This is a genomic window from Sphaerisporangium viridialbum (assembly GCF_049674955.1).
Taxonomy (GTDB): domain Bacteria; phylum Actinomycetota; class Actinomycetes; order Streptosporangiales; family Streptosporangiaceae; genus Sphaerisporangium; species Sphaerisporangium viridialbum.
This window is the reverse complement of the sequence record NZ_CP187232.1, coordinates 832,657-859,442: the sequence shown is the minus strand read 5'-3', so window position 1 is coordinate 859,442 and position 26,786 is coordinate 832,657. Positions and strand designations below refer to the sequence as shown.

General features: G+C 68.3%; 26 protein-coding genes. 8 read left to right on the top strand and 18 right to left on the bottom strand.

From position 1 onward, the window contains the following. Positions 1 to 26 precede the first annotated feature (26 nt). The 11 genes from ACOZ38_RS03990 to ACOZ38_RS03940 all read right to left on the bottom strand — a co-directional run bounded on the left by ACOZ38_RS03990 (position 27) and on the right by ACOZ38_RS03940 (position 12,976). Complete coding sequence (locus ACOZ38_RS03990; protein WP_424528851.1) at positions 27 to 1,172, bottom strand: hypothetical protein; 1,146 nt, start codon at positions 1,170 to 1,172, stop codon at positions 27 to 29. Positions 1,173 to 1,222: 50 nt separating this feature from the next. Then, the gene (locus ACOZ38_RS03985) at positions 1,223 to 1,972 is read right to left on the bottom strand and encodes a glycerophosphoryl diester phosphodiesterase membrane domain-containing protein (RefSeq protein WP_424528850.1); all 750 of its coding nucleotides are present in this window, start codon (positions 1,970 to 1,972) and stop codon (positions 1,223 to 1,225) included. A gap of 298 nt (positions 1,973 to 2,270) precedes the next feature. Continuing rightward, on the bottom strand, positions 2,271 to 3,827 hold the full coding sequence (locus ACOZ38_RS03980) for a serine/threonine protein kinase (RefSeq protein ID WP_424528849.1): 1,557 nt from the start codon (positions 3,825 to 3,827) through the stop codon (positions 2,271 to 2,273). Further along, positions 3,824 to 5,365, bottom strand: a complete 1,542-nt coding sequence (locus tag ACOZ38_RS03975; RefSeq protein WP_424528848.1) for a protein kinase domain-containing protein — start codon at positions 5,363 to 5,365, stop codon at positions 3,824 to 3,826. Before ACOZ38_RS03975 ends, ACOZ38_RS03980 begins: the two co-directional genes overlap by 4 nt. Positions 5,366 to 5,484: 119 nt before the next feature. Next, positions 5,485 to 6,636: an epoxide hydrolase family protein gene (locus ACOZ38_RS03970; RefSeq protein ID WP_424528847.1), complete on the bottom strand. Its 1,152-nt coding sequence runs from the start codon at positions 6,634 to 6,636 to the stop codon at positions 5,485 to 5,487. Positions 6,637 to 6,874: 238 nt separating this feature from the next. Continuing rightward, complete coding sequence (locus tag ACOZ38_RS03965; RefSeq protein ID WP_424528846.1) at positions 6,875 to 8,098, bottom strand: ABC transporter permease; 1,224 nt, start codon at positions 8,096 to 8,098, stop codon at positions 6,875 to 6,877. A 58-nt stretch (positions 8,099 to 8,156) separates the two neighbouring features. Continuing rightward, positions 8,157 to 8,843, bottom strand: coding sequence for an ABC transporter ATP-binding protein (locus ACOZ38_RS03960; protein ID WP_424528845.1), 687 nt, complete (start codon positions 8,841 to 8,843; stop codon positions 8,157 to 8,159). Continuing rightward, positions 8,840 to 9,925 carry a peptidoglycan-binding protein gene (locus ACOZ38_RS03955; RefSeq protein ID WP_424528844.1) on the bottom strand — a complete coding sequence of 362 codons (1,086 nt, stop codon included), beginning with the start codon at positions 9,923 to 9,925 and terminating at the stop codon, positions 8,840 to 8,842. The genes ACOZ38_RS03960 and ACOZ38_RS03955 overlap by 4 nt, the downstream gene beginning before the upstream one ends. 23 nt (positions 9,926 to 9,948) lie before the next feature. Next, positions 9,949 to 10,485, bottom strand: a complete 537-nt coding sequence (locus tag ACOZ38_RS03950) for a hypothetical protein (protein ID WP_424528843.1) — start codon at positions 10,483 to 10,485, stop codon at positions 9,949 to 9,951. Between the two features lie 155 nt (positions 10,486 to 10,640). After that, positions 10,641 to 12,287, bottom strand: coding sequence for a sensor histidine kinase (locus tag ACOZ38_RS03945; RefSeq protein WP_424528842.1), 1,647 nt, complete (start codon positions 12,285 to 12,287; stop codon positions 10,641 to 10,643). After that, complete coding sequence (locus ACOZ38_RS03940) at positions 12,284 to 12,976, bottom strand: response regulator transcription factor (RefSeq protein ID WP_424528841.1); 693 nt, start codon at positions 12,974 to 12,976, stop codon at positions 12,284 to 12,286. The genes ACOZ38_RS03945 and ACOZ38_RS03940 overlap by 4 nt, the downstream gene beginning before the upstream one ends. A gap of 293 nt (positions 12,977 to 13,269) precedes the next feature. Here ACOZ38_RS03940 and ACOZ38_RS03935 point away from each other — a divergent pair, with 293 nt between their 5' ends. Genes ACOZ38_RS03935 through ACOZ38_RS03925 form a run of 3 tightly spaced genes read left to right on the top strand, consistent with a single transcriptional unit; the run spans position 13,270 to position 14,877 of the window. After that, a complete protein-coding gene (locus tag ACOZ38_RS03935) occupies positions 13,270 to 13,539 on the top strand; it encodes a hypothetical protein (RefSeq protein ID WP_424528840.1) in 270 nt (89 codons plus the stop codon). Further along, positions 13,532 to 14,152: a DUF6879 family protein gene (locus ACOZ38_RS03930; protein WP_424528839.1), complete on the top strand. Its 621-nt coding sequence runs from the start codon at positions 13,532 to 13,534 to the stop codon at positions 14,150 to 14,152. Before ACOZ38_RS03935 ends, ACOZ38_RS03930 begins: the two co-directional genes overlap by 8 nt. 8 nt (positions 14,153 to 14,160) lie before the next feature. After that, positions 14,161 to 14,877 carry a DUF6082 family protein gene (locus tag ACOZ38_RS03925; protein ID WP_424528838.1) on the top strand — a complete coding sequence of 239 codons (717 nt, stop codon included), beginning with the start codon at positions 14,161 to 14,163 and terminating at the stop codon, positions 14,875 to 14,877. A 10-nt stretch (positions 14,878 to 14,887) separates the two neighbouring features. Here the strand turns inward: ACOZ38_RS03925 and ACOZ38_RS03920 are convergent, their stop codons facing one another. After that, on the bottom strand, positions 14,888 to 15,346 hold the full coding sequence (locus ACOZ38_RS03920; protein ID WP_424528837.1) for an Lrp/AsnC family transcriptional regulator: 459 nt from the start codon (positions 15,344 to 15,346) through the stop codon (positions 14,888 to 14,890). 65 nt (positions 15,347 to 15,411) lie between these two features. On the opposite strand from ACOZ38_RS03920, the gene ACOZ38_RS03915 reads away from it, so the two are divergent. After that, positions 15,412 to 16,350: an SMP-30/gluconolactonase/LRE family protein gene (locus tag ACOZ38_RS03915; RefSeq protein WP_424528836.1), complete on the top strand. Its 939-nt coding sequence runs from the start codon at positions 15,412 to 15,414 to the stop codon at positions 16,348 to 16,350. Positions 16,351 to 16,373: 23 nt separating this feature from the next. On the opposite strand, the gene ACOZ38_RS03910 is transcribed toward ACOZ38_RS03915, so the two are convergent. After that, the gene (locus tag ACOZ38_RS03910) at positions 16,374 to 17,963 is read right to left on the bottom strand and encodes a flavin monoamine oxidase family protein (protein WP_424528835.1); all 1,590 of its coding nucleotides are present in this window, start codon (positions 17,961 to 17,963) and stop codon (positions 16,374 to 16,376) included. Between the two features lie 249 nt (positions 17,964 to 18,212). Here ACOZ38_RS03910 and ACOZ38_RS03905 point away from each other — a divergent pair, with 249 nt between their 5' ends. Continuing rightward, positions 18,213 to 19,397: a Gfo/Idh/MocA family protein gene (locus ACOZ38_RS03905; RefSeq protein WP_424528834.1), complete on the top strand. Its 1,185-nt coding sequence runs from the start codon at positions 18,213 to 18,215 to the stop codon at positions 19,395 to 19,397. Here ACOZ38_RS03905 and ACOZ38_RS03900 read toward each other — a convergent pair. After that, positions 19,318 to 19,992, bottom strand: coding sequence for a response regulator transcription factor (locus tag ACOZ38_RS03900; RefSeq protein ID WP_424528833.1), 675 nt, complete (start codon positions 19,990 to 19,992; stop codon positions 19,318 to 19,320). The two genes, ACOZ38_RS03905 and ACOZ38_RS03900, sit on opposite strands and share 80 nt — an antisense overlap. Positions 19,993 to 20,129: 137 nt before the next feature. Next, on the bottom strand, positions 20,130 to 21,860 hold the full coding sequence (locus tag ACOZ38_RS03895; protein WP_424528832.1) for an ATP-binding protein: 1,731 nt from the start codon (positions 21,858 to 21,860) through the stop codon (positions 20,130 to 20,132). 153 nt (positions 21,861 to 22,013) lie between these two features. Here ACOZ38_RS03895 and ACOZ38_RS03890 point away from each other — a divergent pair, with 153 nt between their 5' ends. Then, positions 22,014 to 23,426 (top strand): serine hydrolase, encoded by a 1,413-nt coding sequence (locus tag ACOZ38_RS03890; protein WP_424528831.1) that lies wholly within the window; start codon positions 22,014 to 22,016, stop codon positions 23,424 to 23,426. A gap of 226 nt (positions 23,427 to 23,652) precedes the next feature. On the opposite strand, the gene ACOZ38_RS03885 is transcribed toward ACOZ38_RS03890, so the two are convergent. Both ACOZ38_RS03885 and ACOZ38_RS03880 read right to left on the bottom strand, forming a co-directional pair. Continuing rightward, positions 23,653 to 24,063, bottom strand: a complete 411-nt coding sequence (locus ACOZ38_RS03885) for a hypothetical protein (protein ID WP_424528830.1) — start codon at positions 24,061 to 24,063, stop codon at positions 23,653 to 23,655. A gap of 46 nt (positions 24,064 to 24,109) precedes the next feature. Further along, the gene (locus tag ACOZ38_RS03880) at positions 24,110 to 24,607 is read right to left on the bottom strand and encodes a MarR family winged helix-turn-helix transcriptional regulator (protein ID WP_424528829.1); all 498 of its coding nucleotides are present in this window, start codon (positions 24,605 to 24,607) and stop codon (positions 24,110 to 24,112) included. A 524-nt stretch (positions 24,608 to 25,131) separates the two neighbouring features. Between ACOZ38_RS03880 and ACOZ38_RS03875 the strand changes: the two genes are divergently transcribed. Next, complete coding sequence (locus tag ACOZ38_RS03875) at positions 25,132 to 25,728, top strand: DUF6230 family protein (protein WP_424528828.1); 597 nt, start codon at positions 25,132 to 25,134, stop codon at positions 25,726 to 25,728. Positions 25,729 to 25,797: 69 nt separating this feature from the next. Then, entirely contained in the window at positions 25,798 to 26,214 is a 417-nt protein-coding gene (locus tag ACOZ38_RS03870) for a DUF6114 domain-containing protein (protein ID WP_424528827.1), read from the top strand. Between the two features lie 124 nt (positions 26,215 to 26,338). On the opposite strand, the gene ACOZ38_RS03865 is transcribed toward ACOZ38_RS03870, so the two are convergent. After that, positions 26,339 to 26,662: a YciI family protein gene (locus ACOZ38_RS03865; protein ID WP_424528826.1), complete on the bottom strand. Its 324-nt coding sequence runs from the start codon at positions 26,660 to 26,662 to the stop codon at positions 26,339 to 26,341. Positions 26,663 to 26,786 lie beyond the last annotated feature (124 nt).

Genomic DNA, 26,786 nt, shown 5'->3' with positions numbered 1-26,786 from the left:
GGTCACATGCCGCCTCGCCTCTCCACTCAAGCGAGCGGATCAGCGCTTTCGCCGGGATCGGCTGATCCTCCCTGGCCACCGGTCTTCTGCGGATCAGTCCCGTCGGGATCAGCGGTCGCCTTCGGGCCAGGGGGGTCGCCGGAATCGGGAGTTCCTTCCGGATCAGACGACCCCTCGGGACCCGAGGTCCCGGCTGGAACAGGTTGGCTGAACGCGGTCTGGTTCGCCGTCCAACGATGCCAGAGCACCTCGCCGAGACCCTCCCGGCGCATTCGCAGATCCAGGTAGAGGAGAACGACGACCGCGACCCACCAGGCGGAAATCGAGCCGTAGATCCCGGTGGAGAGCCAGGAGAACAGGTGTCCGAACAGAGATTGCCCCCAGAGCTCAGGACCTGCGATCGCCGGGGGTGCCGCCAGGAGGAGCACGGCGAAGAGAGCGGAAAAGAGAAGGGCGGCGAACAGGTACACGAGTGAGCTGATCAGCAGCAGCGCGCAGCTGGTCAGCAGCACACCGATCACGCGCCAGAATCCGTTTCCGGCCAGGGAGAGGGAACGACGCAGGGCGCGCCCCGTTCCCACCGGTTCCAACGCGGCGGCCGCAGGCGCGAACACTGTGAAGAATGCCATGAGAAGCGTGCCAGGAACGGCGACGAGAAGCCATATCACAACGGGGACGACCTCGAATCCCGCTACCCCAAGGCTCACGCGCTCCTGAGCGCCAGAGCTCAACACGCCCTGAAAGATCAGCCGCGCCAACTGCCCGAAGGACAAGAACGCCGTCACACCCAGCAGGATCAGCCACACGAACTCCCCGAGCACCAGAAACGCTGTCACGCCCACCACTGTTCTGACCCGGCGACGAAGCAAGCCCAGAGCCTTCCGGATCGTCACAGACTCCCCGGTCATCGCCTGCACGACGAGAACGGCCTGCACAGCCCCCTGCAACGCGAAGGACACCAGGTAGAGCGCGGCGATCCCGAAGAGCCCCGTTGACCCCGCCTGCACATTTTCCGGCACTTCCGCCTTCGGATCTGTCAGTGCCGTAATGACAAGCCATGTCCAGGCCTGCGCGAGTAGGTCGGTCACGATGGTCAGGACCAGGGCTGATCCCACGAAGGGCCAAGGGTGATACCTGATCAGCCGTACGGCCCCCGACAGGATCTCGCTCACCTCGAGTGGGCGGAGCGGAATGATGGGCTGCCTGCGTAATGGAGGAAACATCAGTCAACGGTCTCCTTGGGCTTCCTGTCGCGAATATAATCGGACTGCTCCAAGAACTGGACAACGGCGAGCGCGGAGTTCACGGCCAACACCGGAATCAGGAAGCCCCACTTGAGAATGGCCACCACCACCCATCCACCAAAGCCGAGATCGCCCGCACTGAAGTCGATCAGGCCCGACGACCCGTTCACCACCGCCGCGCCGATCACGCCCCCGAACGATTCGAGTACTACCTGCGTGACGACACGCAGCGCGAGAATGCGGAAGAACAGCCGGCGAGTCAGCCGACGGGAGTCTCGCAACGCGGCTGTCGCCGACCGTCCACAAAGCGTCACTCCAGGAGCCGCGAAAGCGAACCGGATCCCCACCGCGGAGACCACCGCGAAGCCTCCGAGATAGAACAGAACAGAGAAGAGCAGCGAATGCCACCAGTCGTCCATGTTCTGGAATCGGGGGATCAGCAGACACAACGCCAAGCCGAGGCCGCCGAGTAAGCATGTCAGGGCGAACAGTCGGAGCAACGCACGGAACGACCCGCCCTCCGATGTCTTCTCGGTCAGCAAAGGCGCAAGCAGGCCACTCAGCACGACGATCGCGGCACTGTTCACCGCGATCAATGCCAGCCCGGACAGGATGTCCCGAAACTCTTCTATGGTGAACGGATATCCGAGCCAGACCAGTGGCCTGTCGAAGAGCCGTGCCAAAGACAGCTGCGCGACCAGCGTGGGCACCGCGACCGCCGCAGTCATGAACAGGATGGCGAACGGCCGATTTCGCGCCCTCCGCGCCGCCTCCAGAAGCTGATCTTCGGGCGGTCGCTGCCGAGGTGGTTTGGCCGGCTGCTCTCCCGGCCCCCCGGGGAGACTCGACGCCGAGTGCTCCCTGCCATCGGCCACCAGTCCATTAGACAGGTATGCCTAGCTGGACATCAATAGACATGTCCACTTATCTCGATCTTCACAGTCTTCAAGCGTTTAAGCACAAACGGCTCATATCTGTTCGTTTCCCAACAGCCAATGTCCTGGCAGCTGGGCCACCATCCAGGCATCAGAACTTGTCGAAGTCGCAGAGGTTCACCGTCAGAGTTCTCTGGATGCTCACCGGAGTGATCACGCGGAAGACGACCCGGTGCGGGCCGGATGTCTTGAGCGATCCGGCCGGTAGCACGGTCTTGGCCGGCGTGGTGCTCACTGTCCTGCCCAGATCCTGGCCGTCGACCAGCCACCGGTAGGTGAATTCCGTGCGCGTGCCGGTTCTCCCGACGATGCCGTAGAGGATCACGTCCTGACGCCAGCAATCTCCCAGCTTCACGCCCTCCGGACGCACGCTCACCGAACCCACGCCGCCGCCGGCCGTGGTCCGCTTGGCACTGGGGCTGGGTGTGGCCTTGGCGTTGGGGGCAGATGTGGGCTTGGCGCTGGGACTGGGTGCCGATGTCGCGCCGGGGCCGCGCGTCGGCCTGGCACCGGTTTCGTCCCGCCCGCGTGCCGGCCGGCTTGGCGTGCGCGTTGGTTTCCCGGACTGCTTCACCTTCGTCCTGGTCGTGATGGGCTCGTCGGTCGTGATGGGGGTGGGACCGCTGGAGGGAAGGGCGGCCGGGCGGCCGGTGATCGCCGGCTGGAACGTGGAAGGCAGCCAGACGACGGCTGCCGCGACGGCGGCCGACACGACCACCGCCCCACCGCCGACCAGGAGCACGGCTCCACGGCGGCTTCGGGGCGTCGCCGTCCTTCTCGGAGGCGATGCCGGGGGCGCGTGCCTTCTCGGAGCCAATGGTGGTGGTGCGTGCCTTCTCGGAGGTGATGGTGGTGGTGCGTGGCCGCCGATGAGCTGGAAGAGAACGTCCTGCATGGCCGGGCGGAGAGCGGGGTCCTTGGCCAGGCAGTTGTACACGATGGAGCGAAGCGGCCGCGGCAGGTCGCCCAGCTGCGGCTCGTCGTGCAGGACTCTCCTGAGCACCGCGGGCATCGAGTCATTGCCGAATGGCGGGGTGCCGGTGGCGGCGGACACGATCACGGATGCCCAGGCGAACACGTCGGCGGCCGGGCCGACGTGTTGCCCCGCGATCTGCTCGGGAGCCATATAGGCGGGGGTGCCGACGATGCTGCTCGTCACGGTGAGCGCGGCGTCGATGGTGCGGGCGATGCCGAAGTCGATGACCCTCGGCCCATCCCGGCCCAGCAGCACGTTGGCGGGCTTGAAGTCCCGGTGCACGACGCCCGCCCGGTGGATGGCGGCCAGCGCCGTGGCGGTGGCGACGGCGAGCCGCTGCAGGTCGGCCCCGGTGTGCCGGCCGGCCTGCTGCAGGGAAGGTCCCTCGACGTACTCGGTCACGATGTACGGCCGGCCGCCCAGCGACGCGTCGAGCACCTGGGCGATACAGAACGGCTCCACCCTGCGCGCGGCGGCGATCTCCTTGGCGAACTCCTTGGCGAAGCGGTCGTCACCGGCCACGTCCTCACGCAGCACCTTGACCGCGACAGGCCTGCCGTCAGGCGCGGTGCCGAGATAGACCACGCCCTGGCCGCCTTCCCCGATCTTGCGGACGATCCGGTAGGGGCCGATCAGGGAAGGCCCCCCTGGCTCCCCTGGCTCCTGCGTCATTCGGAGTCCAGGGGACAGACGGTGAAAGAGACGGCTTTGGCTCTGACGACCGGCGAGGTGATCCGAAAGGTCACCGCGTGCGGGCCGGGCCCCAGGTCGTACTGCAGGGAAGGCACGAACGCGGTGTAGTCGGTGACCCACAATGAGCCGCGCTCCACGTTCTTCCCGTCCACCACCAACGTGTAGGAGAACTCCACCGACCGCTTGTCCGACTCCACCCTTGTGGAGAAGTTCGCCGGCCCCTCGACGCAGTCGGCCGACCCCACCTTCCCCTGTGGGCGGATGGAGAGAATCCTGAGCGCGGCGCTCGAGACGGGCTTCTTGGTGGTGCGGGTGGGGGTGGGCGTCGGCCGCGTGGTCGTTCGCTCCGACGAGGGCGTGGACTTCGGCGTCGATATCGGGGTCTGGGTCGGTGCCGGCTTCGGTGATCTTTTCGGTCGTTGGGGGGCGCGCGTGGACGGAGTCGCGGAGCCCGTGGTGGGAGCGGCGATTGTCGGGGTGCCGGAGTCGGCTCCGCCTTGGGCGGCCAGGTTCTCCTGTGAGGGCGCGAGCCACGTCGAGGGCAGCAGCCACGTTGAGGGCACGAGCCATACGACGGTGGCGACCAGGGTCAACGCCATCGCAGCGGCGGCACCGGCGATCAGCGGGACGTTGACAGGACGGCGGGAGGGGGCGTGCCTCGGCCCCATCGGCATCTGCCTCGGCCCCACGGGCATCTGCCTCGGCCCCACGGGCGCCTGCCTCGGCGGCGTGGGCCCCTGCCCGCCGAGGAGCCGCAGGAGTACATCGCGCATCGTCGGACGCTCGCGTGGATCCTTGGCCAGGCAGCTGTACACGACCGAGCGCAGCGGCTGCGGCAGGTCGCCGAGTTGAGGCTCGTTGTGCAGGATGCGATTCATGATCGCGGGCACCGTGTCGTTGCCGAAGGGCGGCGTCCCCGTCGCCGCGTACCCGACGACCGACGCCCATGCGAACACGTCGGTGGCCGGGCCGACCTGCTGCCCGGCGATCTGCTCAGGCGCCATGTAGGCAGGAGTGCCGATGACCGCGCTGGTGACCGTGGCCGCGGCGTCGGTGGTGCGGGCGATGCCGAAGTCGATGACGCGCGGCCCGCCGGCCCCCAGCAGGACGTTCGCCGGTTTGAAGTCCCGGTGCACCACGCCCGCCGCGTGGATGGCGGCCAGTGCCGTCGCGGTGGCGACCGCGAGCCGCTGCAGGTCCGCGCCGGCGTGCCGCGACGCCTGTTGCAGCGACGGTCCCTCGATGTACTCGGTGACGATGTACGGCCTGCCGGTCAGCGACGCGTCGAGCACTTGGGCGATGCAGAACGGCTCCACCCTGCGGGCGGCGGCGATCTCCTTCGCGAACCGGTCGTCGCCGGCCACGTCCTCGCGTAGCACCTTGACCGCGACGGGCCTGCCGTCGCCGGCCTCGCCGAGGTACACGACACCCTGGCCGCCCGCGCCCAACCGCCCGACGAGCCGGTACGGCCCTACCGCCGCCGGGTCGCCTTCACGAAGTGGTTCGACTTGCGGCATCGGGGGAGCGACTCCAGAGGCGGACGCGAGTGGATCTTAAGCACCCTAGCGGGATAAGTGGTGATTTGTTCGGCAGTTAGCCGCCGGACCCTGAGCGGCTCCGGACGCTGGCCCCCTGATCACCGGTGAGGTCGGTCGAGAGCGTCGAAGAAGGCGCGCACGTCGCCGGCGAACAGTTCGGGCTGCTCAAGGGAGAGGAAGTTGCCGCCGCGCTCGAACTCCGTCCAGCGGGTGACGTTGAGGTCTCGCTCGGCGAAGCGGCGGATGGCGACGTCGGTGGGCAGCGCGACGGCCACCGCGGCCGGGACGGTGCCGCGCTCCTTGGGGGCCCAGGCAGCGGGGTCGTGCGACATCTCGTAGTAGAGGTTGGCCGAGGACCCGGCGGTACCGGTGAACCAGTAGACGCTGACGTTGGTGAGCAGGTGGTCACGGCCGACGGCGTCCTCGGGCAGGTCCGCGGCGCTGTCGGTCCATTCCTTGAACTTCTCGGTGATCCAGGCCAACTGGCCCACAGGCGAGTCGTGCAGGCCGTACGCGAGGGTCTGCGGCCGGGTCGACTGGATGACGTTGAAGCCCATCATGTCGTCGCGGAAGTTCTGCAGTCGGGCCAGGCGCACCTGCTCGCCCTCGGTGAGGCCCGCGAAGTCGGCGGGGTCGTCGGAGGGGAAGGTGACCAGGCCGTTGAGGTGGATGCCGATGACCCGCTCGGGTGCCTGGCGGCTCATCTCCGCCGCGATCCACGCGCCACCGCCGCCACCCTGCACGCCGTACCGGTCGTAGCCGAGGCGGGCCATCAGCTCGGCGAACGCACCCGCGATCTTGCCGGTGTTCCAGCCGGGGCCGCTCAGCGGGCCGGAGAACCCGACGCCTGGCGTGGAGGTGACGATCACGTGGAAGTCCCGCGACAGCGTTTCGACGACCTCGGTGAACTGGGTGAACGAGCCCGGCCAGTCGTGCAGGAGCAGCAGCGGGGTGGCGTCCGCCCTGACGGACCGGACGTGTACGAAGTGGATGTTCTGCCCGTCGATCTCGGTGGTGAACTGCGGGAACTCGTTCAGCCGGGCCTCGGCCTCCCGCCAGTCGTACTTGTCGGCCCAGTAGTCGGCCAGGCCCTTCAGGTACTCCACCGGCACCCCCCGGCTCCAGCCGGTGCCGGGGATCTCACCACTCCAGCGGGTGCGGGCCAGGCGGTCACGCAGATCGTCGACCTCGGCCTGGGGAATCTCGATGCGGAACGGGTGGATCATGCCTGCGGACGGGGTGAGGGTCATCGAAGTCTCCCTTTCGAGGAGGTCAAGGCCACGCGGGCCGTACGAAGCGATCTCGGGAACGGACGTGCCGTCCCTGGGAGTTCGTCCGGGGCGGTGGATGCGGCCCGGCGCGTTTTCCCGTGCTTCACACGTTAGAAGCCCATTAGGAACGATCGATTCCTAATGGGCTTCCTGATAGCCAGAACCCGCGGTACGGCCTGCCCGGCGGGCCGCCGGGCAGGCCGTACGGGCTTGGTCCTCAAGGGGTGGCGAGGGCCTCGGTCGGGGGCATGCGGGCGGCGCGGACCGCCGGGTAGAAGCCGGCGATGCCGCCGATGATCAGCGTCGCGACCACGCCGCCGATCATCGCCCAGGCGGGGATGATCGACGGCCAGCCCTGGGAGGTGGCGTAGGCGATGGTCACACCGATGCCCAGGACCACTCCCCCGATGCCGCCCAGGGCCGACAGCAGTTGCGACTCGGCCAGGAACTGCAGCCGGATCTGCCCCCGGGTGGCGCCCAGGGAGCGGCGGAGTCCGATCTCGGCGCGCCGCTCCAGTACGGAGATGACCATGGTGTTGGCCACGCCGACCCCGCCGACCAGGAGCGCGACGCCGCCCAGGCCCAGCAGCAGCGCGTTGAGCGTCGCGTCGGTGGCCTGCTTGGCGGCGAGCACGTCGGAAGGACGGGAGACGTCGACCTCGTCGGGGTGCTCGGGGTTGGCGGAGGCGGCCAGCACGTCCCGCACCTCGACCACGTGCTCCTCCTCGGCCCGGGTGTAGACGGTCGTCGGGTAGCCGTCGAAGTCGAGCCGTTCCTCGGCCACCGGCCAGCCGACGAGGGCGGCGGTGTCGAGCTCGGGGGCCAGGGGCGCCGGGGCGAGCACGCCGACCACGGTGAACCACTGGCCGCCGAGCCAGACGCGCTGCTCCGGCCCCGCCTGGGCGACGCCGAGCCGGTCGGCCGTCCTTGATCCGAGGACCACCGCGGGGTAGTGGTGGGTGGCCGCGTTCAGCCAGGTGCCGCTGATGACCGTCGCCCCGACGTCCTTGAGCAGGTTGAGGCGGGCGGCCTGGACCGAGATGCCACCGGACTGGGACTCCGGTATGTGGTCGTTGCGGTAGACCTTGGCGGTGGTGGCTCCGGTCGCGGTCACCGACGTCACCGGGCCGATCTGGCCGATCATGCTCTCCGACTCGGTGGGCAGGTGGGACCCCTCACCGAACATGGTGTTGCCCGGTGAGACCGTGAGCAGGTTGGTGCCGAGCGCGGAGAGCTGCCGGTTGAGGTCCTCCTGGCTGGAGGTGGAGATGCCGACCACGCCCAGCATCGCGGCGATGCCGATCGCGATGCCGAGGGCGGACAGGAACACCCGCAGCGGCCGTGACCGCAGTCCCGCCCCGCCGACCCTGAGCACGTCGCGCGGGCTGAGGCGGGAGGGCGTCAGCCGCGTACCGCGCCGCTCTTCTGAGATGGTCACCATGCCGTCCCTCGCCTGGTCTGAGCGATGACGGGCACCGGCCCGGCCTGGAATGGGACGGTCACCATGTCGCCACCCGATCGGCCCGGGAGTCGTGGACGACGCGGCCGTCCAGCATCTCGATCTGCCTGGGCAGGGCCGCGGCGATGTCCCGGTCGTGCGTGATGATCAGGACGGTGGTACCGGCCTGGTGGAGGTCGCGTAGCAGGGTCATCACGGCGCCACCGGATTTCGAGTCGAGGTTGCCGGTGGGTTCGTCGGCGAGGAGCAGCTCAGGGTCGCCGACCACGGCGCGGGCGATGGCCACCCGCTGCCGCTCGCCGCCGGACAGCTCGTGCGGCCGGTGGTCGAGGCGATGCCCGAGGCCCACCCTGTGCAGCACCTCCGTCGCCTTGCTTCGCCGCCGCCTGAGGGGAACGCCGGAGTAGAGCAACCCGTCGGCGACGTTGTCCAGTACCGGCACCCCGGCGGCCAGGTGGAACTGCTGGAAGACGAAGCCGATCGTGCTCGCGCGAAGTGCCGACAGCTCCCGGTCGGTGAGCGTCGCGACGTCATGGCCCGCGATGCGCACGGTGCCGCCCGATGGCCGGTCCAGGGTGCCGATCATGTTCAGCATCGTGGACTTGCCGGAGCCGGACGGGCCCACGATGCCGACCAGCTCGCCGTACCCGATCTCCATCGTGGCCCCGCGCAGGGCGGCCACCTCCCCGGCGTAGAGCTTGCTGACCTCACTGAGTGAGACGATCACTTGGGCACCACCACGGTCGCGCCCTCGTCGACCCCGGTGACCTCCACCTTGCCGTCGGCGAACATGCCCGTCTTCACCGCCGCGTAGCGGGTGGCCGGGCCCTCCACCACCTGCACGCCGTACCCGCCCTCTGCCAGCGCGAGCAACGCGTTGACCGGCACGACGAGCACGTTCTTACGCTGCGCCGAGACGATCGTGACGTTCACCGGGGCGGTGTCGTACGTATTGAGCTTCTTGCCGGCGCGGATGGAGACGACCACCTCGATCGTGGTCGTGGTCTCGTCCTGGCTGGTGCTCTCGGTGGCCACCTTGCCGATGTCCTTGATGGTGCCCGGCACGGTGGAGCCGTCCGGCAGTTCCACGGTCGCCTTCATGCCCTTCTTGACCAGATGCCGGTCGGCGACGTCCAGCGGGACGGTGACCTGACGGGTCGTACCGGTGTAGGTCAGCACGGGGCCGCCGGCGGTGGCGCCGAGTGTGGTCTTGAGCTCGGCGACCCGGAACGCGCCGTCGTGTACGACGACGGCGCCGGGTTCGACCCGGCCGGTGACCGGGACGCCGATGTCCTCCTGCCACTTCTTCACAGCTTCGCGGGTGGTCCAGGTGAACTCGTCGTCCACGGTGAAGCCGTCGTAGCCGAGTTTGGCCAGGTTGGTCTCCAGCAGCTTGACGTCCTTGCCCTTCACCCCGTTTTCCAGGGTGCGGTAGAGGGGCGTGCTCCCGTACAGGAGGGGAACCCGGTCGGCGTCGACGCTGTAGGCGGCCCGGCCCCGGGTGACGACGGCGCCGGCAGCCGGCAACCAGGTGATGGTGCCCTGGTGGGAGGTGGCCGAGACGGTGGCGGTGTCGCCGTAGCCGAGGGTGCCGTCGACGGTCTTGGTCTCGGTCAGCGTGGTGCGGGTGACCTGGGCCGTCGCCGGGGGCGTCCGCTGGGCGACAGGCGTGCCGGTGTCGCCCCCCACGCCGATCGCGGCCGCCACCGAGGCGGCGAGCACCCCTCCGCAGGCCACGGCCACCACGACCGCCTTGCCCCGCCTACGCCGTCGCCGCGGGGGCGCCTCTGGTTCGTCCGTCGAGCTCACGGGCCGCTCCGTTCGAGTGTCGCTCACCCCTTGGGTCCCTTGCCGAGCCCGCCCAGCTTGTCCCGGCAGGCCTCCTCGGCCTTCTTGAACGTCGGGTCATCCGGCTTGATCTTGCTGTTGGGGCCGCCGATCCTGATGCCGCCGCCCTTGGAGAAGTCCGGATCCGGCATGTCGACGCCGTTGTCCCGCATGCACTGGGCGAAGGCGCGAACGTTCTCCTGCTCCTCCGGTGATATCGTGCCGCCCTTCTCACCCATCGGGCTCAGGCTGCGGCAGGCTTCCATGGCCTTGTCCATGGTGGCCCGGTCGGCGCCCTTGGGAATCTTGATGGCGACCCTGCCGCCGTCGGCCTGGGGATCCGGCATGTCGACGCCGTTGTCCCGCATGCACTGGGCGAACTTCCTGCCCTGCTCCTCGCGGTCGACCGAGGCGGTCGGGGAGGCGCCGGTCGGGGAGGCGGTCTTCGTGCCCTGCACCGAAGCCACCCCGCCGGACGTGGCCGGCTGTCCGCATCCGGCGGCCAGCGCTAGGAACGCCACCGCCACAAGTGTTCTTCTCATGCCCCGAATGCTGCCGAGCGCGGATCGGAACGACCCCCGAGCAACCTCGGAGGAACCTCGGAATCCTGGAGCGGGAATCTCACAACGCCGATGAGCAGCCGCACAATCCTCGGCCGGTATCCCGCGATCCTGGGCAGGAACCTCGCAACGCCGAGTCACGCAGTTCTAGAAGGCGTCTCGCAGGCGTGAGGCATCTCGTAGTCCTGAGGTGTCTCACAGGCATGAGGTATCTCGCAGTCCTGAGAAGGTATCTCGCGGTCCTGAGGTGTCTCGCAGTCCTGAAGCGGGAGCAGCACCCGGAAGGCGGCGCCCTTTCCTGGCGAGGTCGCGAGCTCGACCCGCCCGCCGTGCGCCCTGACGATGCCCGCCACGATGGCGAGCCCGAGCCCCGCACCGCCCTCCGCGCGCGAGCGGCTCTGGCTGATCCGGTAGAGCCGCTCGAAGACGCGCGGGGCGTGATCCTCCGGGATTCCTGGGCCGGTGTCGCACACCTCCAGCACCCCCATGACCAGGTGCGCCCCGTCACCGACGGCGGCGGCCGGTGCGACGGCGGCCCTGCCGGTGCCCACCCGGACGATGATCTCCGCGTCCGGCGGGGTGTGGACGAGCGCGTTGGTCACCAGGTTGGCGGCCACCTGCCGCAACCGGGCGTCGTCGCCCAGCACCATGACCGGGCTCAGCGCCGGACCGAGCCCGGTGAGTCGTATCCGCCGCTCGGGGAGCCGGGCCCGCGCGTCGCGTACCGTCTCGACCGCGATCTCCAGCAGGTCCACGGGGTGGCTGTCGAGGGCGCGTTCCTCGTCCAGATGGGCCAGCATGAGCAGGTCGTTGACCAGCAGGCCCATGCGGGTGGCCTCGTCCTCGATCCTGCGCATGGTCTCGTCCATAGGGGGACCCGGCGGGGTGCCGCCCCTGCGGTAGAGCTCGGCGAAGCCCTGCACCGAGGTCAGCGGGGTGCGCAGCTCATGGGAGGCGTCGGCGAGGAACCGTCGCATCCGCGCCTCGGACTCGATCCGCGCGGCGATCTCCGACTCCACCCGGTCGAGCATCACGTTCATCGCGACCCCGAGACGGCCCGGCTCGGTGTGCGGGGCGGTGTCCGGCACCCGGCGGCTGAAGTCGCCGGCGGTGATCTGCGCGGCGGTCTCCTCCATCCTGGTCAGGGGGCGCATGCCGAGCCGTACCAGGGCGGCGGCGACCAGGCCGAGCAGCAGCAGCACCACCGCCATGACCCCGGCGTCGATGGCCATCAGCCACCGCTGCGTCGCCTCGATCTCGGCCAGCGACGCCGTCATCACCACGATGCCGCCGTCGGGGAGGTCCATCGCCTTCACCCGCCAGGACGGGCCGTCGGTGCCGGGCACCGTGTATGGCGCGCCCTTCTGGATCTGGTCGACGGGACCGAGCTCCGGCCTGTTGGGGAGTGCCCCGGGAATCTCGGCGGCCATCTTCCCGTCCGGCGCGAAGACGTAGAACCTCCTGTCGCCGATCATCCGTTGGACGATCGCCCTCTCGGACACCTGGATCTGGATGCGCGGCTTGTCGGGCTGTACGGGCACGCGGAGCGCCAGACCTTTGTTGGGCATCATCGCCGCACCCGTCACGGCCGTCGTGGCGGTGGCGTCGAGCTGGTCGTCCAGCCGGTCGACCAGGTAGTTCCGCAGCAGCGTCAGGCCCACCGCGTTGGCCAGCACCAGCGCGACGGCGGTCAGCGCCACCGCCGCCACCACCAGCCGCGCCCGCAACGTCCAACGCCCCGGCGACCCAAGCCCCCGTCCGAACCCGCCCGCGAACGGCCTCACGCGTCGCCCTTTCGCGGCAGCTTTAGCGTGTAGCCGACCCCTCGTACGGTGTGGATCAGCGGCGGATCCCAGCGGTCGATCTTCTTGCGCAGGTAGTAGACGTAGGACTCCACGATGCTGGCGTCCCCGCCGAAGTCGTAGCGCCAGACGCTGTCGAGGATCTGCGTCTTGCTCACCACCCGTCCCGCGTTGGTGAGCAGGTAGGCCAGCAGGTTGAACTCGGTCGGCGACAGGTCCACAGGGACGCCGCCGCGCCGCACCTCGTGGGCGTCCGCGTCCAGCTCCACGTCGGCGTACCTCAGCAGGTGGTCCGTGGACGGCCCGGCCGCCCGGCTCCGGCGGAGGATGGCCTTGATCCGCAGGACCACCTCCTCCAGACTGAACGGCTTGGTGACGTAGTCGTCCGCGCCGAGGCTCAACCCCTGGACGCGATCCTCCACGGTGTCCCGCGCGGTCAGGAACAGCACGGGCACCTCGCCGAGCCGGCGCGCCACCTCGAAGCCATCCAGATCGGGCAGCATCACATCGAGAACCACGATGTCCGGATCGAACGCCGCCGCGGCCCTCAACGCGTCCAACCCGCACTCCGCCGTCTTCACCTCGAACGACACCAGGCGCAGTGTCTGCGAAAGCAGAGCGAGGATGTTCGGCTCATCGTCAACGACGAGAACCTTGTCGGCCCGTTCCATAACCCCTACCTCTACCTGACGCACCTCAACGCCAGCTCAAAGCAAGAAGATCCACCCGCCTCGACCACCTTCCGAGTCGCGGGAAGGGACCGCTCGGCCCATCGCACGAGCACACTCCGCTGCCACCTTCATACCTTCCACGACCGGGAATTCGATGCGACACAGCCACCGGAACGAACTCAAAAAGCGGTTACGGCCTGCTATATATGAGCGATTATTCAATAATATTGACGCGAATTACGGTCCATGTGACGCTATACCTGCAAAGGTGCCCATAATGGGAGGCGCGACGCATGAACACACCATGGGAAGCGGAGACGGCGACGGAATTCCTGCGTAGAATCGGCAAGTCGATGCGCGAGCTGGGAAGCACGGCCAACACCGACGGCTGCCCCGACATCTGGGAGATGGAGAACGGAGACATAGCCGTGGTCGGACGTGACGTTACAGCGAGCTATGCGGGCAGGCTTCCCAGTGACGTGACCATCCGCGCGGACGAGCGTCTCGTCATGATCCCGCGACACCTTCTCACCAGCGCAAAAGCGGATATCCCAGATGCTTGACCAGCTCAGCCGCCTTCCAGCGCAGCATCTCGATCTCGCCGCCTACAAGAGCGACTTCCAGGACAATTTCTGGAAAACCGACATGTCATGGAAGCTGGAGCGGCAGGTCACCTTCAAGGAGCCTTCCTCGCCAAGCTGGCTGGCGATGGCCGAAGGCGACTGGGGGAGGTCTTTGAGACTCGCCGAGGAGATGCGCTCCGGCAGGATGGAGCATCAACGCGAGCTCGACCGCTGCGGAATCATACAACGACGAGTCCGCTTTATCTGCGATCCCCCGACTCCCTACCTCCAGTGGGAGCTGCACCTGCTCGCCATCTGGGCCGAACTTGGTGAGCAGATAAGGGTCCTCCCCGTGGAGACCATCACGCACCTGGAAACGCGTGCCGAACTGCCGGAGGTCGTGGTGCTGGGCGACCGCGCGACGAGTCCTGTCATGTACGACATCCAGTACGACGATGGGGTTCTGGCCGGCGCACGCAAGTTCACCGACGTCGATCTCATCGACACCTGCCGCCACGAGATCAGCGACCATTGGCAACGCGGAGAAGACCTCCTCCGATACTTCCCCAGGAAGATCGAGTGCCTTCCCCCACCCGCTCCGCAGGGGGTATGAAAGGCGGCATGACCGCCAAGACTCCTCAGCCCCGCGCAAAGCTAAGGCAGCTAACAGGCCCGTCTTCCGTAAGCCGCCTCGTTCCCTTCCTGACGGTCCTGCTCGTGCTTCTGGCGGTGACGCTGGTGGCGCTGTCACCTCTTGCGCTCGATGTGCTCGACGATGGCGGAAGATGGTCACGACGAAGTGAGATCGGGCAGACATACGGGGCAGCCGCTGCCCTGCTCTCCGTCTTCGCACTGGCCGCTATCACCGTTTCCTTAGTCCTGCAGGCCCGTGAAGCCAAGCTGGCCAGAGAACAAGCGTCAAGGGCCACCCATAATGAGTTGATCACGATGGCTCTGGAAAATCCGATTTATCGTGAGTGCTGGGGAGTGTTCAGCACCGAGACGGACGAGAGATCCCTCAGGCAGCAGTTGTACACCAACTTGATCTTGTCCTACTGGCAGACCCGGTTCGAGCTGGGCACCTTTTCTGAGACGCATCTACGCCACGGCGCGACGACCATCTTCTCCGCCAGACCTGGGCGAACTTTCTGGAAGGAGGCAAGAGAAGCACGTATCAGAACCTCGCAGACAAGAAAGGCCCGGAGGTTCCACGCGATTCTTGATGAGGAGTACGACAGGTCGGTCGCGGCTACCCCCACGCTCGACCGGCCCTCAGACGCGCGCGCCACGCGAGTAGCCGCGCTCATGCGCCGGATCGCTGATCGGCTGGACAGGTAGGCGCAACTGTTCACAGATGTCCGGGGGTGGGGGCTGGGATGTGGACGTCGCGTTCGAAGAAGGTTTCCAGGGCGACGATGGTCTGGGTTCTGGCCACGCCCTCGATGTCGAAGACCCGTCGCAGCAGGCTCTGCAGCTCCTGGGTGCTGGATGCGCGTACCTTGGCGAGCAGTGTCGCCGGGCCCGCGATCACGTGGGCCTCCTCGATCTCCGGGATGGCCCTGAGCGCCTCTGCGGTGTCGCCCATCCAGGTGTTGCCGTCGATCAGCACGTACGCCAGCACGCCCCGGCCGGCGACCACCGGGTCGATGTCCACGGTGGTGCGCCGGATCAGCCCGCGCTCGCGTAGTTTCCTGACGCGCTCGTGGGCGGCGCCGCTCGACAGGCCCACGGCGGCTCCGAGCGCGGCGTACGGCTGGGTGGCATCCTTCTGCAGGAGACCGAGCAACATCCTGTCGATGTCATCCATAACCGAACACTATCAGGTCATATAGAGGTTTGACGTAATGTCATTTGGTGGGCTTTCCTAGTCCTATGACAGAGACCATCCCCGCCGAGCTCGAAGCGCTGGACGAGCGCTTCGACGCGGTCGGCGGTGACGAGCGGGTCGAGCGCATCCACACGGGCTGCCGCTGGGCCGAGGGGCCCGTGTACGTGCCCGCGGGCCGATACCTGCTCTGGAGCGACATCCCCAACGACCGCATGCTCCGATGGGACGAGCCGACCGGCAACGTCGGCCCGTTCCGCGCTCCCGCCGGCTACACCAACGGCCACACCCTGGACGCCCAGGGCCGGCTGGTCTCCTGCGAGCAGGGCGGCCGCCGGGTGACCCGTACCGAGCACGACGGCTCGATCACCACGGTCGCCGACCGATGGGAGGGCAGGCGGTTCAACAGCCCCAACGACGTGGTTGTGAAGTCGGACGGCTCGATCTGGTTCACCGACCCTTCGTACGGCATCACCAGCGACTACGAGGGCCACCGGGCCGAGAGCGAGATCGGCGGAGACCACGTCTACCGCGTGGACCCGGTCACCGGCGAGGTCCGCGTCGTGGCGGACGACTTCGTCCGGCCCAACGGGCTGGCCTTCTCCCTGGACGAGAAGCAGTTGTACGTCGTCGACACCAGGCGCCGGCAGCTGAGGGTGTTCGACGTGCATGATGACGCGACCCTGTCGGGCGGCAGAGTGCTGGCCGAGTGCACGGCGGGCTCCTTCGACGGCATCAGGCTCGACGACACCGGCCGCATCTGGGCCGCCACGCATGAGGGCGTGCACTGCTTCGCCCCGGACGGCACGCTGATCGGCAAGCTGAAGCTTCCGGAGAAGACCTCCAACCTGGTCTTCGGCGGACTCAAGCGCAACTGGCTGTTCATGACCGCCTCGACCTCCGTCTACGCGATCATGCTCAACGTGCGCGGGGCCAGGCCCGTCTACAAGGGCGTCTCCACGGCGGAAGGCGGCCACCCCGGATGATGACCGCCTTCCTTGAGGAGGGGTTAGTTGGTGAGCACTCGGGTGTGGAGGTCGGTGACGGTCTTGCGGGCCGATTCGAGGGCGCCCGCCTGCCAGGCGATCATGTAGCTGAGCCAGTCGCCGGCGAAGTGAACATGGCCGGCCGGCTTGTTCAGGAGCTGGTAGCCGCCCGTGCGGGAGGGCCAGCCGACCCAGGCGCCCTCGATGTGCGGCTGGAGCCTCCAGGAGACCGAAACGGAGGCGGCCAGCTCGTCGCGGTACTTCGCGCCGTGGATCTTCATGCCCTGCTCGATCGCGCGCTTCTCCCGCTGTGCATGCGGGAGCGCGGCGTAGGCGTCCTGGTTCGAGCCGTTGTTGTAGTACCCGATGATGAGCCCGCGCCGCGCGCCGTACCCGTAGGACGGGTACCACATGACGGACAGGTCGAGGTCGGTGTTGGTGATACCGCCGTAGATGTTCTCGTCGGTCTCCCACCACCGGCGCCGGTACTCCAGGCCGATCTTGCCGGAGGAGGTGACGGTCGGCGTCGACAGGGCGGCCTGTACGTCGGGGCCGAGGTTGTGCGGGGTCTTGGCCAGGATGTGCGGCGGCATCGCGGCCACGCAGAAGTCCGCCTTGATCTTCCGGGTCTTGCCGTTCTTGTCCTGGTACTCGACCTCGACCCCGTCGGGCAGGTCGGTGATCTTCGTGACCTTCGACCTCAGCGAGATCTTGTGCTTGCCGATGGCGTCGGCGAACGCCTTGGGGATGGAGTCCATGCCGCCCACCGGCTGGAACATCAGCATTGCCTGGTCGTAGCCGAACTCGAAGGAGAACCGCTGCCCGACGCCGCTCGCGAGCACCTCCGAGAGCGACGGCACGGGGCCGAGGATGGTGCCCGGCTGCTCGCCCGCGCCCGGGTCGGTGCTGTAGCCCCGGTGCTCGTTGCCGGTGTAGGCGAAGCCGCTCGCCCTGTTGCCGATCGAGCCGAACCCGCGCAGGAAGGAGATGAGCTTCTCCTTGTCCTGCGCGGTCAGCTTGGCGTCGAGCGCGCCGCTGTCAGTGGCCGTGGAAAGCAGCTCGGAGATGTAGCCGTAGACGTCGGCCTTCGCGGTGCGCCATCTGACCGGCGCGGTCATGCCTGCGGCCTCGTTGTAGATGTAGGACTGCGCGTTGGAGTTGGTGAAGACCTCCAGTGCCACACCCAGCTCGCGGCAGTAGTCCATGGTGACCATCCACTGCGCGAGCCTGGCCGGCCCGGCGTTCATGTAGACGCCGTCGGAGAAGCGAGCGGTTTGGGTCGAACCGTCCAGCTCGGTGATCCGGTCGCCTCCCCTGATGGTCCAGTTGCGCCCGCCGACCCGGTCCAGCGCTTCGAGGATGGTGCAGTCGTAGCCCGCCTTGCCCAGCTCGTACGCCGTGGCGAGGCCCGCGACGCCCGCGCCGAGCACGACCACCTTCTTCGCGCCCCTGCCGGTCAGGGTGAAATCGGACGGTTGCGGCGGCACGAACGCCGTACGGGTCGCCGCCTCCGCACTGGGCGCGAGGCCCAGCGCGCCCATCGTCGCCAGGAGTGCGCCGGCGCCACCGGTCGCGCCGACAGCTGTCAGGAATCCACGTCTGCTGTAGTCCACAGCCACCTCCAAGATCTACTGGAGGCCAGTGTGAGCGCGATCTGTTGCCCCAGATCGACGATCATGTTCCAGGTATATTTCCGTAAAAGTCACACCATGTAGTGAAATTTCGGTGTTTGGGGGGTCGTGCGGAGAGTCGGAGTATTGATCTCTGTGGGGATGACGTGCAGTGTGTGATGCGTCGGCGTGCCGTACGGGCGACCGCGGCAGGACCTCGCGGAGCGTCCCGCGTACGAGAAGGAAAGCATCTTGAGCTCAGAGTCAGCGGGTCGCTTCGGACTGGTCGGCAGCGGGTGGCGTTCGCAGTTCTTCCTGCGGCTGGCCAGGCAACTGCCCGAGCGGCTGTCGGTGACCGGCGTGGTGACCAGATCAGCCGAGCGCGGCGCCGAGGTCGAGTCGCGCTGGGGGGTGCCGGCGTTCCGCTCCGTCGGCGAGATGCTCGCGGCCGGACGTCCGGAGTTCGTCATCCCCTCGGTGCCGTGGCCGGTCACCCCGGAGGTGACCAAGGAGCTCGTCGAGCTCGGCGTCCCGGTGCTGGCCGAGACTCCCCCGGCGGCCGACCTGGACGGGCTGCGCGACCTGTGGACCACCGTCGGGTCCAGCGGCCTGGTGCAGGTGGCGGAGCAGTACCTGCACATGCCCGGCCACGCGGCGAGGCTCGCGCTCATCAGGGAAGGCGTCATCGGGCAGGTGACCTCCGTGCAGGTCTCCTCGACGCACCTCTACCACGCCGTGTCGATGATCCGTCACATGCTCGGCGCCGGCTTCGAGGAGGCCACGGTGAGCGCCCGATCGTTCACCGCCCCGCTGGCCGACCCGCTGACCCCGGACGGCTGGACGGGTGACGCGTCGCCGAAGATGGCGGCCACCACGATCGCGACCATCGGGTTCGCGAGCGGGATGGGACTCTACGACTTCACCGACAACCAGTGGTGGAACCCGCTGCGCACCCGGCGCATCGTCATCCGAGGATCGCTGGGCGAGCTGGTGGACGACCGCGCCGTGCGCCTGGCCGACCCGTCCACCCCGGTGGAGTCGCACCTCATCCGGCGCCAGACCGGGATCGACCTGAACCTCGAAGGCTTCGAGCTGGACCACATCGGCTTCGACGGGCGCATCGTCTACCGCAACGAGTACAAGGGGGCGCGGTTCTCGGAGGACGACCTCGCCGTCGTCTCGCTGCTGTGCCAGATGACGGCGTGGGTGCGGGGCGAGCGAGGCCACCGAGCCCTACTCGCTGGCCGACGGCTGCCAGGACCACCTGATCAGCCTGGCGATCGGCGAGTCGCTGCGCACCTCGGCCGACGTCACCACCACCCGCGAGGCCTGGGCACGCTGACCGCCCCGTGCGGGTTCAGGGAGTGCCGAGGTAGGCGAGGACGGCGGCCACCCGGCGATGGGTGTCGGGGCTGTTCTCCAGGCTCAGCTTCATGAAGATGGAGTTGACGTTCTTCTCTACCGCCGACACCGACAATCGCAGAGCCCTGGAGATGCCACCGTTGGACTTCCCGTGCGCCATCTCGCGGAGCACGTCGCGCTCGCGTGACGTCAGTGCCTCCGTGCCGCCTCGTACGGCCCGGCGGGCGAGCAGCCCCTCGACGACCTTCGGATCGATGACCGAGCCGCCGGTCACGACGGCGCGAATGGCACCGAGCAACTCGTCCAGGTCGCCGACACGGTCCTTCAGCAGGTACGCGAAGCCCTCGGTGCCGTGCTTGAACAGCTCGACGGCGTACAGCGAGTCGGCGAACTGGGAGAGCACGACAATGCCGACCGTGGGGTGGCCGGCCCGGATGTGGTGCGCGGCGTCGATACCCTCGAAGCCGGGGCGCCAGTCGCCACCCGGCATGCGAATGTCGGTGATCACGACGTCGGGAGTGAGCCGGCGTACGGCGTCCACCATCTCGTCGGCCGTGCCGACCGCGCCCACGACCACGAGCTCGCCGGACATCTCCAGCAGCTGCCTCGTCCCCTCGCGAACCAGGTAATGGTCATCCGCGACAACGGCCCGCACCCGCTGTTCAGCCATATACGGCCCCTAACCCACGCACAGGCCGTTCAGACATGAACGGCCTCGCAGATGCACAGCAGCTGTTCAGGAATCGGCTGCCCCCAGTGGCACGAAGACTGTCGCGAAAGGTCCGCCCCCAGCCGACCACAGGCTGCTTACCCATGGACCGCCACCCAGGCGTGCAGCCGAGTGCCCCCTCCCGGGGCGCTGGTGATATCGAGGCCCCCGCCCAGCGCGCTCAGCCGGTCAGCGAGCATCGCGAGGCCCGTACGGGAGACGGTTTCCGGCTCGAAACCCTTGCCGTTGTCGGCCACGGACGCGAGCACCCGGCCTTCGGTGTGGGACAGCCGGACCTGGATGGCTGTGGCGGAGGCGTGCTTGAGGGCGTTGGCGACCGCCTCGCTGACCGTGAAGTACACGGCGCCCTCCACCTCGTCGGAGAACCGTTTCTCCCGCAGCCCGGGATCCGCCGTCACGGTGGTCGCCACCGGCAGGCGCGAGCAGCGCTCCTCCACGGCCTCCACGATGCCGCCCTGGCTGAGCACGGCCGGATGGATGCCTGCCGCCAGCTCGCGCAGGTCGGAGAGGGTCTGCCGGGCCTGCTCGCGAAGCAGGGTCATCGTCCGGGCCTCGCCTCCGGTGGCCCGGGCCAGCTCCAGCCCGGCGATGAGGGCCACGAGCTGCTGCTGCACGCCGTCGTGGATGTTGCGCTCGATGCGCCGCCGCTCGGCCTCCTGCGCGTTCACCAGCCGGGTGGCGAGCCCGGCGCTCTGCACGGCCAGCGCCACCGGAACGGCGAGTGCCGTGAGCAGCCGCCGATCCTCCGCGTTGAACCGCCCCGCCATCTTGGGCCCACAGGCGATGTGCCCGAGCCCGGCCGGCACGGTGAGCAGGGGCGGCCCCTCCTCCCGCCCGGCCACGACGCGGGTGCCATCGGAGAGCGCGACGGCCGCCCACCGGGTGTCCAGGCCCGACCGTACGGCTGCCGCCAGCCGGCCGAGTTGCTCCACCGGCTCCATCTCCTTGAGCGTCGGACCGAGGTCCGACAGCAGCTCGTCGACCGTCGGCCGGACGTCGAAGACCAGGTAGAGCCGGGAGCCCCGCAGCCCGACCCGGATGTCCAGAAGGTTGTACCGCAGGACCGCCACCGCGATCGTGGCCGGCAGCGCTCCGACCACGCTCATTGCCCCGATCAGCATCGCGACCACCGGGCCGGCGCTCGCTGTCAGGACCAGCAGGACGGCACCCGCCAGGTTGACCACCATGCCGGCGATCAGCCAGCCGAGCTGCCGCCGCTCGGACGCCCTGCTTCGCCGCCAGCGCGCGATGACCGAGCCGAGCACGACCAGGGCTACGACGGAGACGACCGCCTGGCCCACTCCCGCCGCGAACAGCGCGAACGGATCGGACGTCGGGGTCCTCCCGAGGGTCAGCTGGGGGACGCGCACCACCCCGAGCCAGTGAAGGCCGATCGCCCCGGCGGCGATCCAGACGACCGGCCGCCAGCGTGCGGACGGCAGCCGCCCGTCAGGGAAGAGCAACGGGACGAAGACCCACGTCAGGCCGTAGTAGATGGTGTACATCGAGGTCATCACAGCGGCTAGCGGGAGCGGCACGCCCGCGTCGCCGTCGGCCCTGAGGAGCAGGCCGGTGCCGGCGGCGCCAAGCGCCAGGCAGTCGGCGGTGGCCAGCAGCAGCCATCCATAGGCATTGTCAGGACGGCGGACGGCGATGAGCCAGCCCAGCGCGGGAAAGACGAGATACGGCACTACGTACGCCCATTCCACGGGCGACGCGGCGGACTCCGGCTGCAGCAGCAGCCCCGCGACGGCGCCCGCCACAGCCACCGCCGCCAAGGAGGCGGCTACCGCGGCGGAATGCTTCATGAACGGCATCGTGGCGTGTGCCGGTGACCGGCGTCTATGAGGTTGTCCTCACATTCCATGTGGATCCCCGCACTTCAGAGACGGAGGACTGCCAGGTACCGCCGGCGGCGCCGCCATTTCTACTGTGGTGATCACCCGAGAGAAGGAGGAGCCATGTCCCTCACGACGAGGTCGACGAGATCGACGAGATCCACGCGTGTCCTGTCCGCGACGCTCGCCACTGCGACCCTCGCTCTGACCGCGTGCGCGCCCGGCGAGCAGAGCACTGCCACGTCCGCTCTCACCCCGGCGCCCGCTGGCTCCGCCCTCACCCCGGCGCCTTCCGGTAGCCCTGCCAAGACGGTCGACATACCCGGCACTCCTGTGGGCGGGCAGCTCCGCTGGTTCCTCGACGTCGTGGGCAGGCCGCCGATCGCCGACGACGAGCTGGCCGAGCACCTGAGCGCCGGGTTTCTCGAGGAGGTTCCCCCGGCGCAGTTCAACAAGACCCTCGAAGGCTTGGCGGGGCTCAAGCTCGACGAGCTGACCGGCGTCCAGCCAACGGCGATCGTCGGTCTCATCTCGTTGCCGAGCGGGCGGCTCAAGCTCTCGATCTCCGTCGACGCGTCCGGGAAGATCAACGTTCTGCGGCTCTCGCCGGTGGCCTCCCCCTCGCCGACGCCTGCGAGCTGGTCCGACATCGACAAACGGCTGCGAGCGGTGGCGCCACAGGCCGGCTTCCTGGCCGCCGAGGTGACCCCCGGCGGCGGCTGCCGGCCCGTTCATGCGCTGGCTCCGGGCGAGCCGCGGCCGCTGGGCTCGATGTTCAAGACGTACGTGCTGGGCGCCGTCGCGCAAAGGGTGCGCGAAGGCAAGCTGTCCTGGGACGACAAGCTCACGATCACGCCGGAGCTGAAGAGCCTGCCCGGCGGCGAGCTGCAGGACCGGCCGGACGGCAGCACCGTCTCCGTCCGGGAGGCCGCCAAGCTGATGATCTCCATCAGCGACAACACCGGTGCGGACCTGCTCCTCGACAAGGTCGGACGGCGGGCGGTCGAGGCCACGAACGCGGCATGGTCCGATCACGCGAAGCGGAACGTGCCGTTCCTGACCACACGCGAGCTCTTCGTGCTGAAGGGCGCCGACTACCCGCGGCTCACGAAGGAATACCTTGCCCTCGATTCCAAGGGGCGGCGCGCCTACCTCGATCGGACGGTGGCGAAGGTGCCGCTTTCCCGGGTCACCTCGTGGCAGGCTCCCCGGGAGCTCGACACGGTGGAGTGGCTCGGCTCCCCGTCCGACATGTGCCGCGCCTTCGCCGGGCTGAGCGGGTTCGGTGACCGGGAAGTGAGCGAGGTGATGTCCGGCGACGCCGGGCTCGGGCTACCCCGCGAAGACTGGCCGCTCGTCTGGTACAAGGGCGGCTCGGAGCCGGGGGTGCTCACCATGGGCTTCCTCGCCCGCTCGGCTAAAGGCAAGACCTACGTCGTCACGACGCTGACCAGCGACCCTTCCGCCCCCTTCAACGAAGACGCCATCACCCAGGAGTCACTGGCCCTGATCCGCGGCGCCTTCGCGCTCCTGTGACCCATCCCCTTCGCCGCCCAGACCATCCGACACCTCACCACCCGCTTCACCACCACGCCATCCGACCCCTAAGTGGTCGACTTCGGAAGTCCTTCGGGGGTTATGCGGCGGCCTGGTACTGCCAGGGCTTGAGCTGGCTGTCTTCCGCTGTTTCTCGGAGTCGCGTGCTCGTCGCAGCGCCGGAGGGAACGGGACGACCTCGTCGCCGAGTTCGACTGGTGGCGTTTCAGCGTGAGGGCTTCGCCGTAGCGGTATCGGGCGTGACCTGGCCCATCATTGCCAGCATCGCCTGCCATGGTGTTCCGTCGAAGATCAGCATGATCGATGTGATTCCGGCGCCGTCGAGGCGGAAGTGTTCGGCGGTGCGCTGAGTGCCAGCCGGGGTGGCGGTGTGCACGTCGTAGACGAGTGTCGCCTCGGACTCGCCGTACAGTTCGCTGATCATGTCGACGCCGGTGACCACCTGGAGGAAGCCGGGGAGCCCGGCCAGGTGGCCGGCGGGGTCCGCAGAGCTCATGAGCGGGCTTTGGAAGGTGAACGGCTCGGCGAGATGCGCGACGGCTGCGGGCACGTCCCCACTGAACCTGGCGTCGTGATAGCCCCGCACGATCTGCCGGGTCCGGGTCTCGGTTGTCATCGCGGTTCGGTCCTTTGATCGTTTCTTCGGGTGGTGGAAGTCCGGTTCACGGCTGGGTGTTCGTGCCGTCGGCCTGGCTCAGGTATTGGTCGAGTCGATGCTGGTTCTCGACGAGGCGCAGGCAAAGATGCCGCAGCTGGGTCATCTCGGCGGGCGTGAATCCGCGGAAGACCGCCGCCATGGCGGCCTGGGTGGGCCGACGGAAGGACTCCAACCAGGCCAGCCCGGCGGGTGTGATCCTGGCCAGGACCGAACGGCGGTCACGCTGATCGGCGACCCGCTCAGCCAGTCCGTCGCGTTCGAGGGTGTCGACCAGTCCGGTGACATTGCGCGAGCTCACTCCAGCCGCCTGGGCCAACTCGCCGATGCTGATCCCATCATCGGACGCGGCGCTCAGACGGATCAGGAGATCGAGCGCACCCGCGCTCAGCCCGCGGCCCTCGGCCCCGCGGGCGCGCATGCGCTCGGTGGCGTGGAACGCGCTGCGGACCGCAGCCGCGCCTTCGAGGGCGAGGGTGTCCTCTCCTGCGGTGAACTGGGCCATGGCAGACCTCACCCGCGGGTCGAAGAAGCTACCGTCTGGGTCACGATCGAGGCCGTACGTAGAGTTATGTACATGCTTCATGATGAAGCAATACTTTAATACCAACTTCGCTAACTTGCCAAGCAGCCCCGGCGCGCCCGAGGACGCCCCTCGGCCACGCCAGCGAGCTCCATCTCACCGCCCCCGACATCCGACCAGCCCTCGGGCGCAACACGCGCCGCTGCGTCAACCCCCGAAGGACTTCCAGACTCGACCACCAAGCACTCCTCCTCGCGCCCAGACCAGCCGACACCTGACCACACGTTCTCGGTGCCCATGTCGTCCGGTGCTTGACCACGCACTGTTCTCCCACGCCATTTGACGCCTACCCGGATCCTTACGGGGCGTAGTGGAGGACAAACTTACCGTGATATCCGGCGTGTCCGGTTGAGGGTAAGTACGAAGATCATCATGCTCGACGGGAAGCCGTGTGGTTCGTCACGGTGTGGTGACTCATCGGTCTGGCAGTCGACATGAGGTGTGCCATGCGTGAGCAGGGGCGGGTGCGGTGGAAGCGCTTCGCTTTGATCTTCGTACCCGCGGCGGCAGTGGCGTCAGTGCTGGTGGGTGCCGTGGCCCAGGGTGCCATCGGCGCCTCGTTCGTGGTCGCCGGGGAAAAGATCAAGGTCACTGCCGACCTGATCCGCGCGTGGGACGTCGCCGAGTTCCCCGGCATGGTGGAGACGAAGGGAGGCAAGCAGATCCCCGTATACGTCACCACGAACCGGCATACGGAAGTCTTCAATCTCTGCCAGAGCTACCTGGTCGACACGCCCGTGGGCACGGTGACCTTCAAGGTCACCGGGGGCACGGGCAAGGACCCGGTGACCGCCGACAACCAGGTCATCTACGCACGCCGACTGGCCGGTGACGATTACTACACCAACATCCAGATCGGCCGCGACGCCAGCACCGCGAGCACCCTGCCGGGGATCACCGGGCAACCCGGGGTCGTCAGCCAGGTGTCCTCCACGGTCGTCGTCAAGAACTCCCGGCAGATCATCCTGGGCACGAGTGCCGAGAGACTCGGCGTCCCCGACTCCCTGCTGCGCGTACTGCCCGGCATACAGGAATGCTTCTAGCTTGAGGTCCGTCTAGTGCTCGTGGTGCCGCATAAGTGACCGGCCTTACATCGCGGGGGGCAGGAGATCGTGAAGTCGTGGCGGCGTTCTCGCCCGTTCTGGGGTGGGCTGATCACCCTCATGGCCGGGCTGGAGATGCTCAGCATCCCCTTTGCCGTCAACGCGCTCCCGCTGGTGATCCACTCGGCCCAGGCGGGGCTGATCTACCTGATCTCCATCGCGATGATCATTCTGGGCGTGCTGATCTGGCTGCAGCCGGCGCAGCGCATCTTCCTCGGCGTCATGGCCAGCCTGCTGTCCATCACGTCCATCCTGTACGCCAACATCGGCGGCTTCCTGATCGGCATGATCCTGGGCCTGATCGGCGGCGCCCTGGCGGCCGCGTGGACTCCCATCCCGCACGCGGGCGGCTCCGGCGGGGGTTCACCTTCGCGTGACGGCAACGAAGAATCCCGCCCAGAGGCCTCAGGAGGACATCGCGGCTGAGCTTACTCCGACGTAACGTCAGCAAGGAGCCTGGAGCGCCGGCGCCGGCGCCTCGGGGCTCTCAGCGCCGGCGTCGCACGTCACCGGGCGCTCACGCCGACTGGCGTCGCACGCCACCGGGCGCTCACGCCGGAGGCTCCGCGACCTGGCGGAGCTCCACGTCGCCCACCGCTTCCGCCAGGCGGGCCGCCCATTCGACCGCCTCCTCCCTCGATCTCACCTCGATCAGCGCGAAGCCGCTGACCAGCTCCTCCGTCCCGGTGAACGGGCCGCCGGTCACGGTCCGCGTCCCTCCGGAGACCGAGACGCGCGCGCCCGCCGAGCTGGGCAGGAGGTCTTCGGCGGCGAGCAGCACGCCGGCCCGTACCATCTCGTCGATCAGCCTTCCCGTGCCGTCATGCGACTCGGCGCCCGCTTCCGCCTGCTCGGTGGCCTTGTGAATCATCATGAACCGCACCATCGCTCCTCCTGTCGGACCTCCACCTCTATCTAGGTGTCGATCGACTGGCGGCGACTTCGACATGGCACTCGGACGGCTTTCCGGCGCGTGCGCCCCTGAGCCGTAGTGCATT

Coding starts and splice junctions, on each gene's coding strand:
- ACOZ38_RS03985 (WP_424528850.1), bottom strand. CDS start 1,972: ATGACTGCGGCGGTCGCGGTGCCCACGCTGGTCGCGCAGCTGTCTTTG.
- ACOZ38_RS03980 (WP_424528849.1), bottom strand. CDS start 3,827: ATGACGCAGGAGCCAGGGGAGCCAGGGGGGCCTTCCCTGATCGGCCCC.
- ACOZ38_RS03975 (WP_424528848.1), bottom strand. CDS start 5,365: ATGCCGCAAGTCGAACCACTTCGTGAAGGCGACCCGGCGGCGGTAGGG.
- ACOZ38_RS03970 (WP_424528847.1), bottom strand. CDS start 6,636: ATGACCCTCACCCCGTCCGCAGGCATGATCCACCCGTTCCGCATCGAG.
- ACOZ38_RS03965 (WP_424528846.1), bottom strand. CDS start 8,098: ATGGTGACCATCTCAGAAGAGCGGCGCGGTACGCGGCTGACGCCCTCC.
- ACOZ38_RS03950 (WP_424528843.1), bottom strand. CDS start 10,485: ATGAGAAGAACACTTGTGGCGGTGGCGTTCCTAGCGCTGGCCGCCGGA.
- ACOZ38_RS03940 (WP_424528841.1), bottom strand. CDS start 12,976: ATGGAACGGGCCGACAAGGTTCTCGTCGTTGACGATGAGCCGAACATC.
- ACOZ38_RS03935 (WP_424528840.1), top strand. CDS start 13,270: ATGAACACACCATGGGAAGCGGAGACGGCGACGGAATTCCTGCGTAGA.
- ACOZ38_RS03930 (WP_424528839.1), top strand. CDS start 13,532: ATGCTTGACCAGCTCAGCCGCCTTCCAGCGCAGCATCTCGATCTCGCC.
- ACOZ38_RS03925 (WP_424528838.1), top strand. CDS start 14,161: ATGACCGCCAAGACTCCTCAGCCCCGCGCAAAGCTAAGGCAGCTAACA.
- ACOZ38_RS03920 (WP_424528837.1), bottom strand. CDS start 15,346: ATGGATGACATCGACAGGATGTTGCTCGGTCTCCTGCAGAAGGATGCC.
- ACOZ38_RS03915 (WP_424528836.1), top strand. CDS start 15,412: ATGACAGAGACCATCCCCGCCGAGCTCGAAGCGCTGGACGAGCGCTTC.
- ACOZ38_RS03900 (WP_424528833.1), bottom strand. CDS start 19,992: ATGGCTGAACAGCGGGTGCGGGCCGTTGTCGCGGATGACCATTACCTG.
- ACOZ38_RS03895 (WP_424528832.1), bottom strand. CDS start 21,860: ATGAAGCATTCCGCCGCGGTAGCCGCCTCCTTGGCGGCGGTGGCTGTG.
- ACOZ38_RS03890 (WP_424528831.1), top strand. CDS start 22,014: ATGTCCCTCACGACGAGGTCGACGAGATCGACGAGATCCACGCGTGTC.
- ACOZ38_RS03885 (WP_424528830.1), bottom strand. CDS start 24,063: ATGACAACCGAGACCCGGACCCGGCAGATCGTGCGGGGCTATCACGAC.
- ACOZ38_RS03880 (WP_424528829.1), bottom strand. CDS start 24,607: ATGGCCCAGTTCACCGCAGGAGAGGACACCCTCGCCCTCGAAGGCGCG.
- ACOZ38_RS03875 (WP_424528828.1), top strand. CDS start 25,132: ATGCGTGAGCAGGGGCGGGTGCGGTGGAAGCGCTTCGCTTTGATCTTC.
- ACOZ38_RS03865 (WP_424528826.1), bottom strand. CDS start 26,662: ATGATGATTCACAAGGCCACCGAGCAGGCGGAAGCGGGCGCCGAGTCG.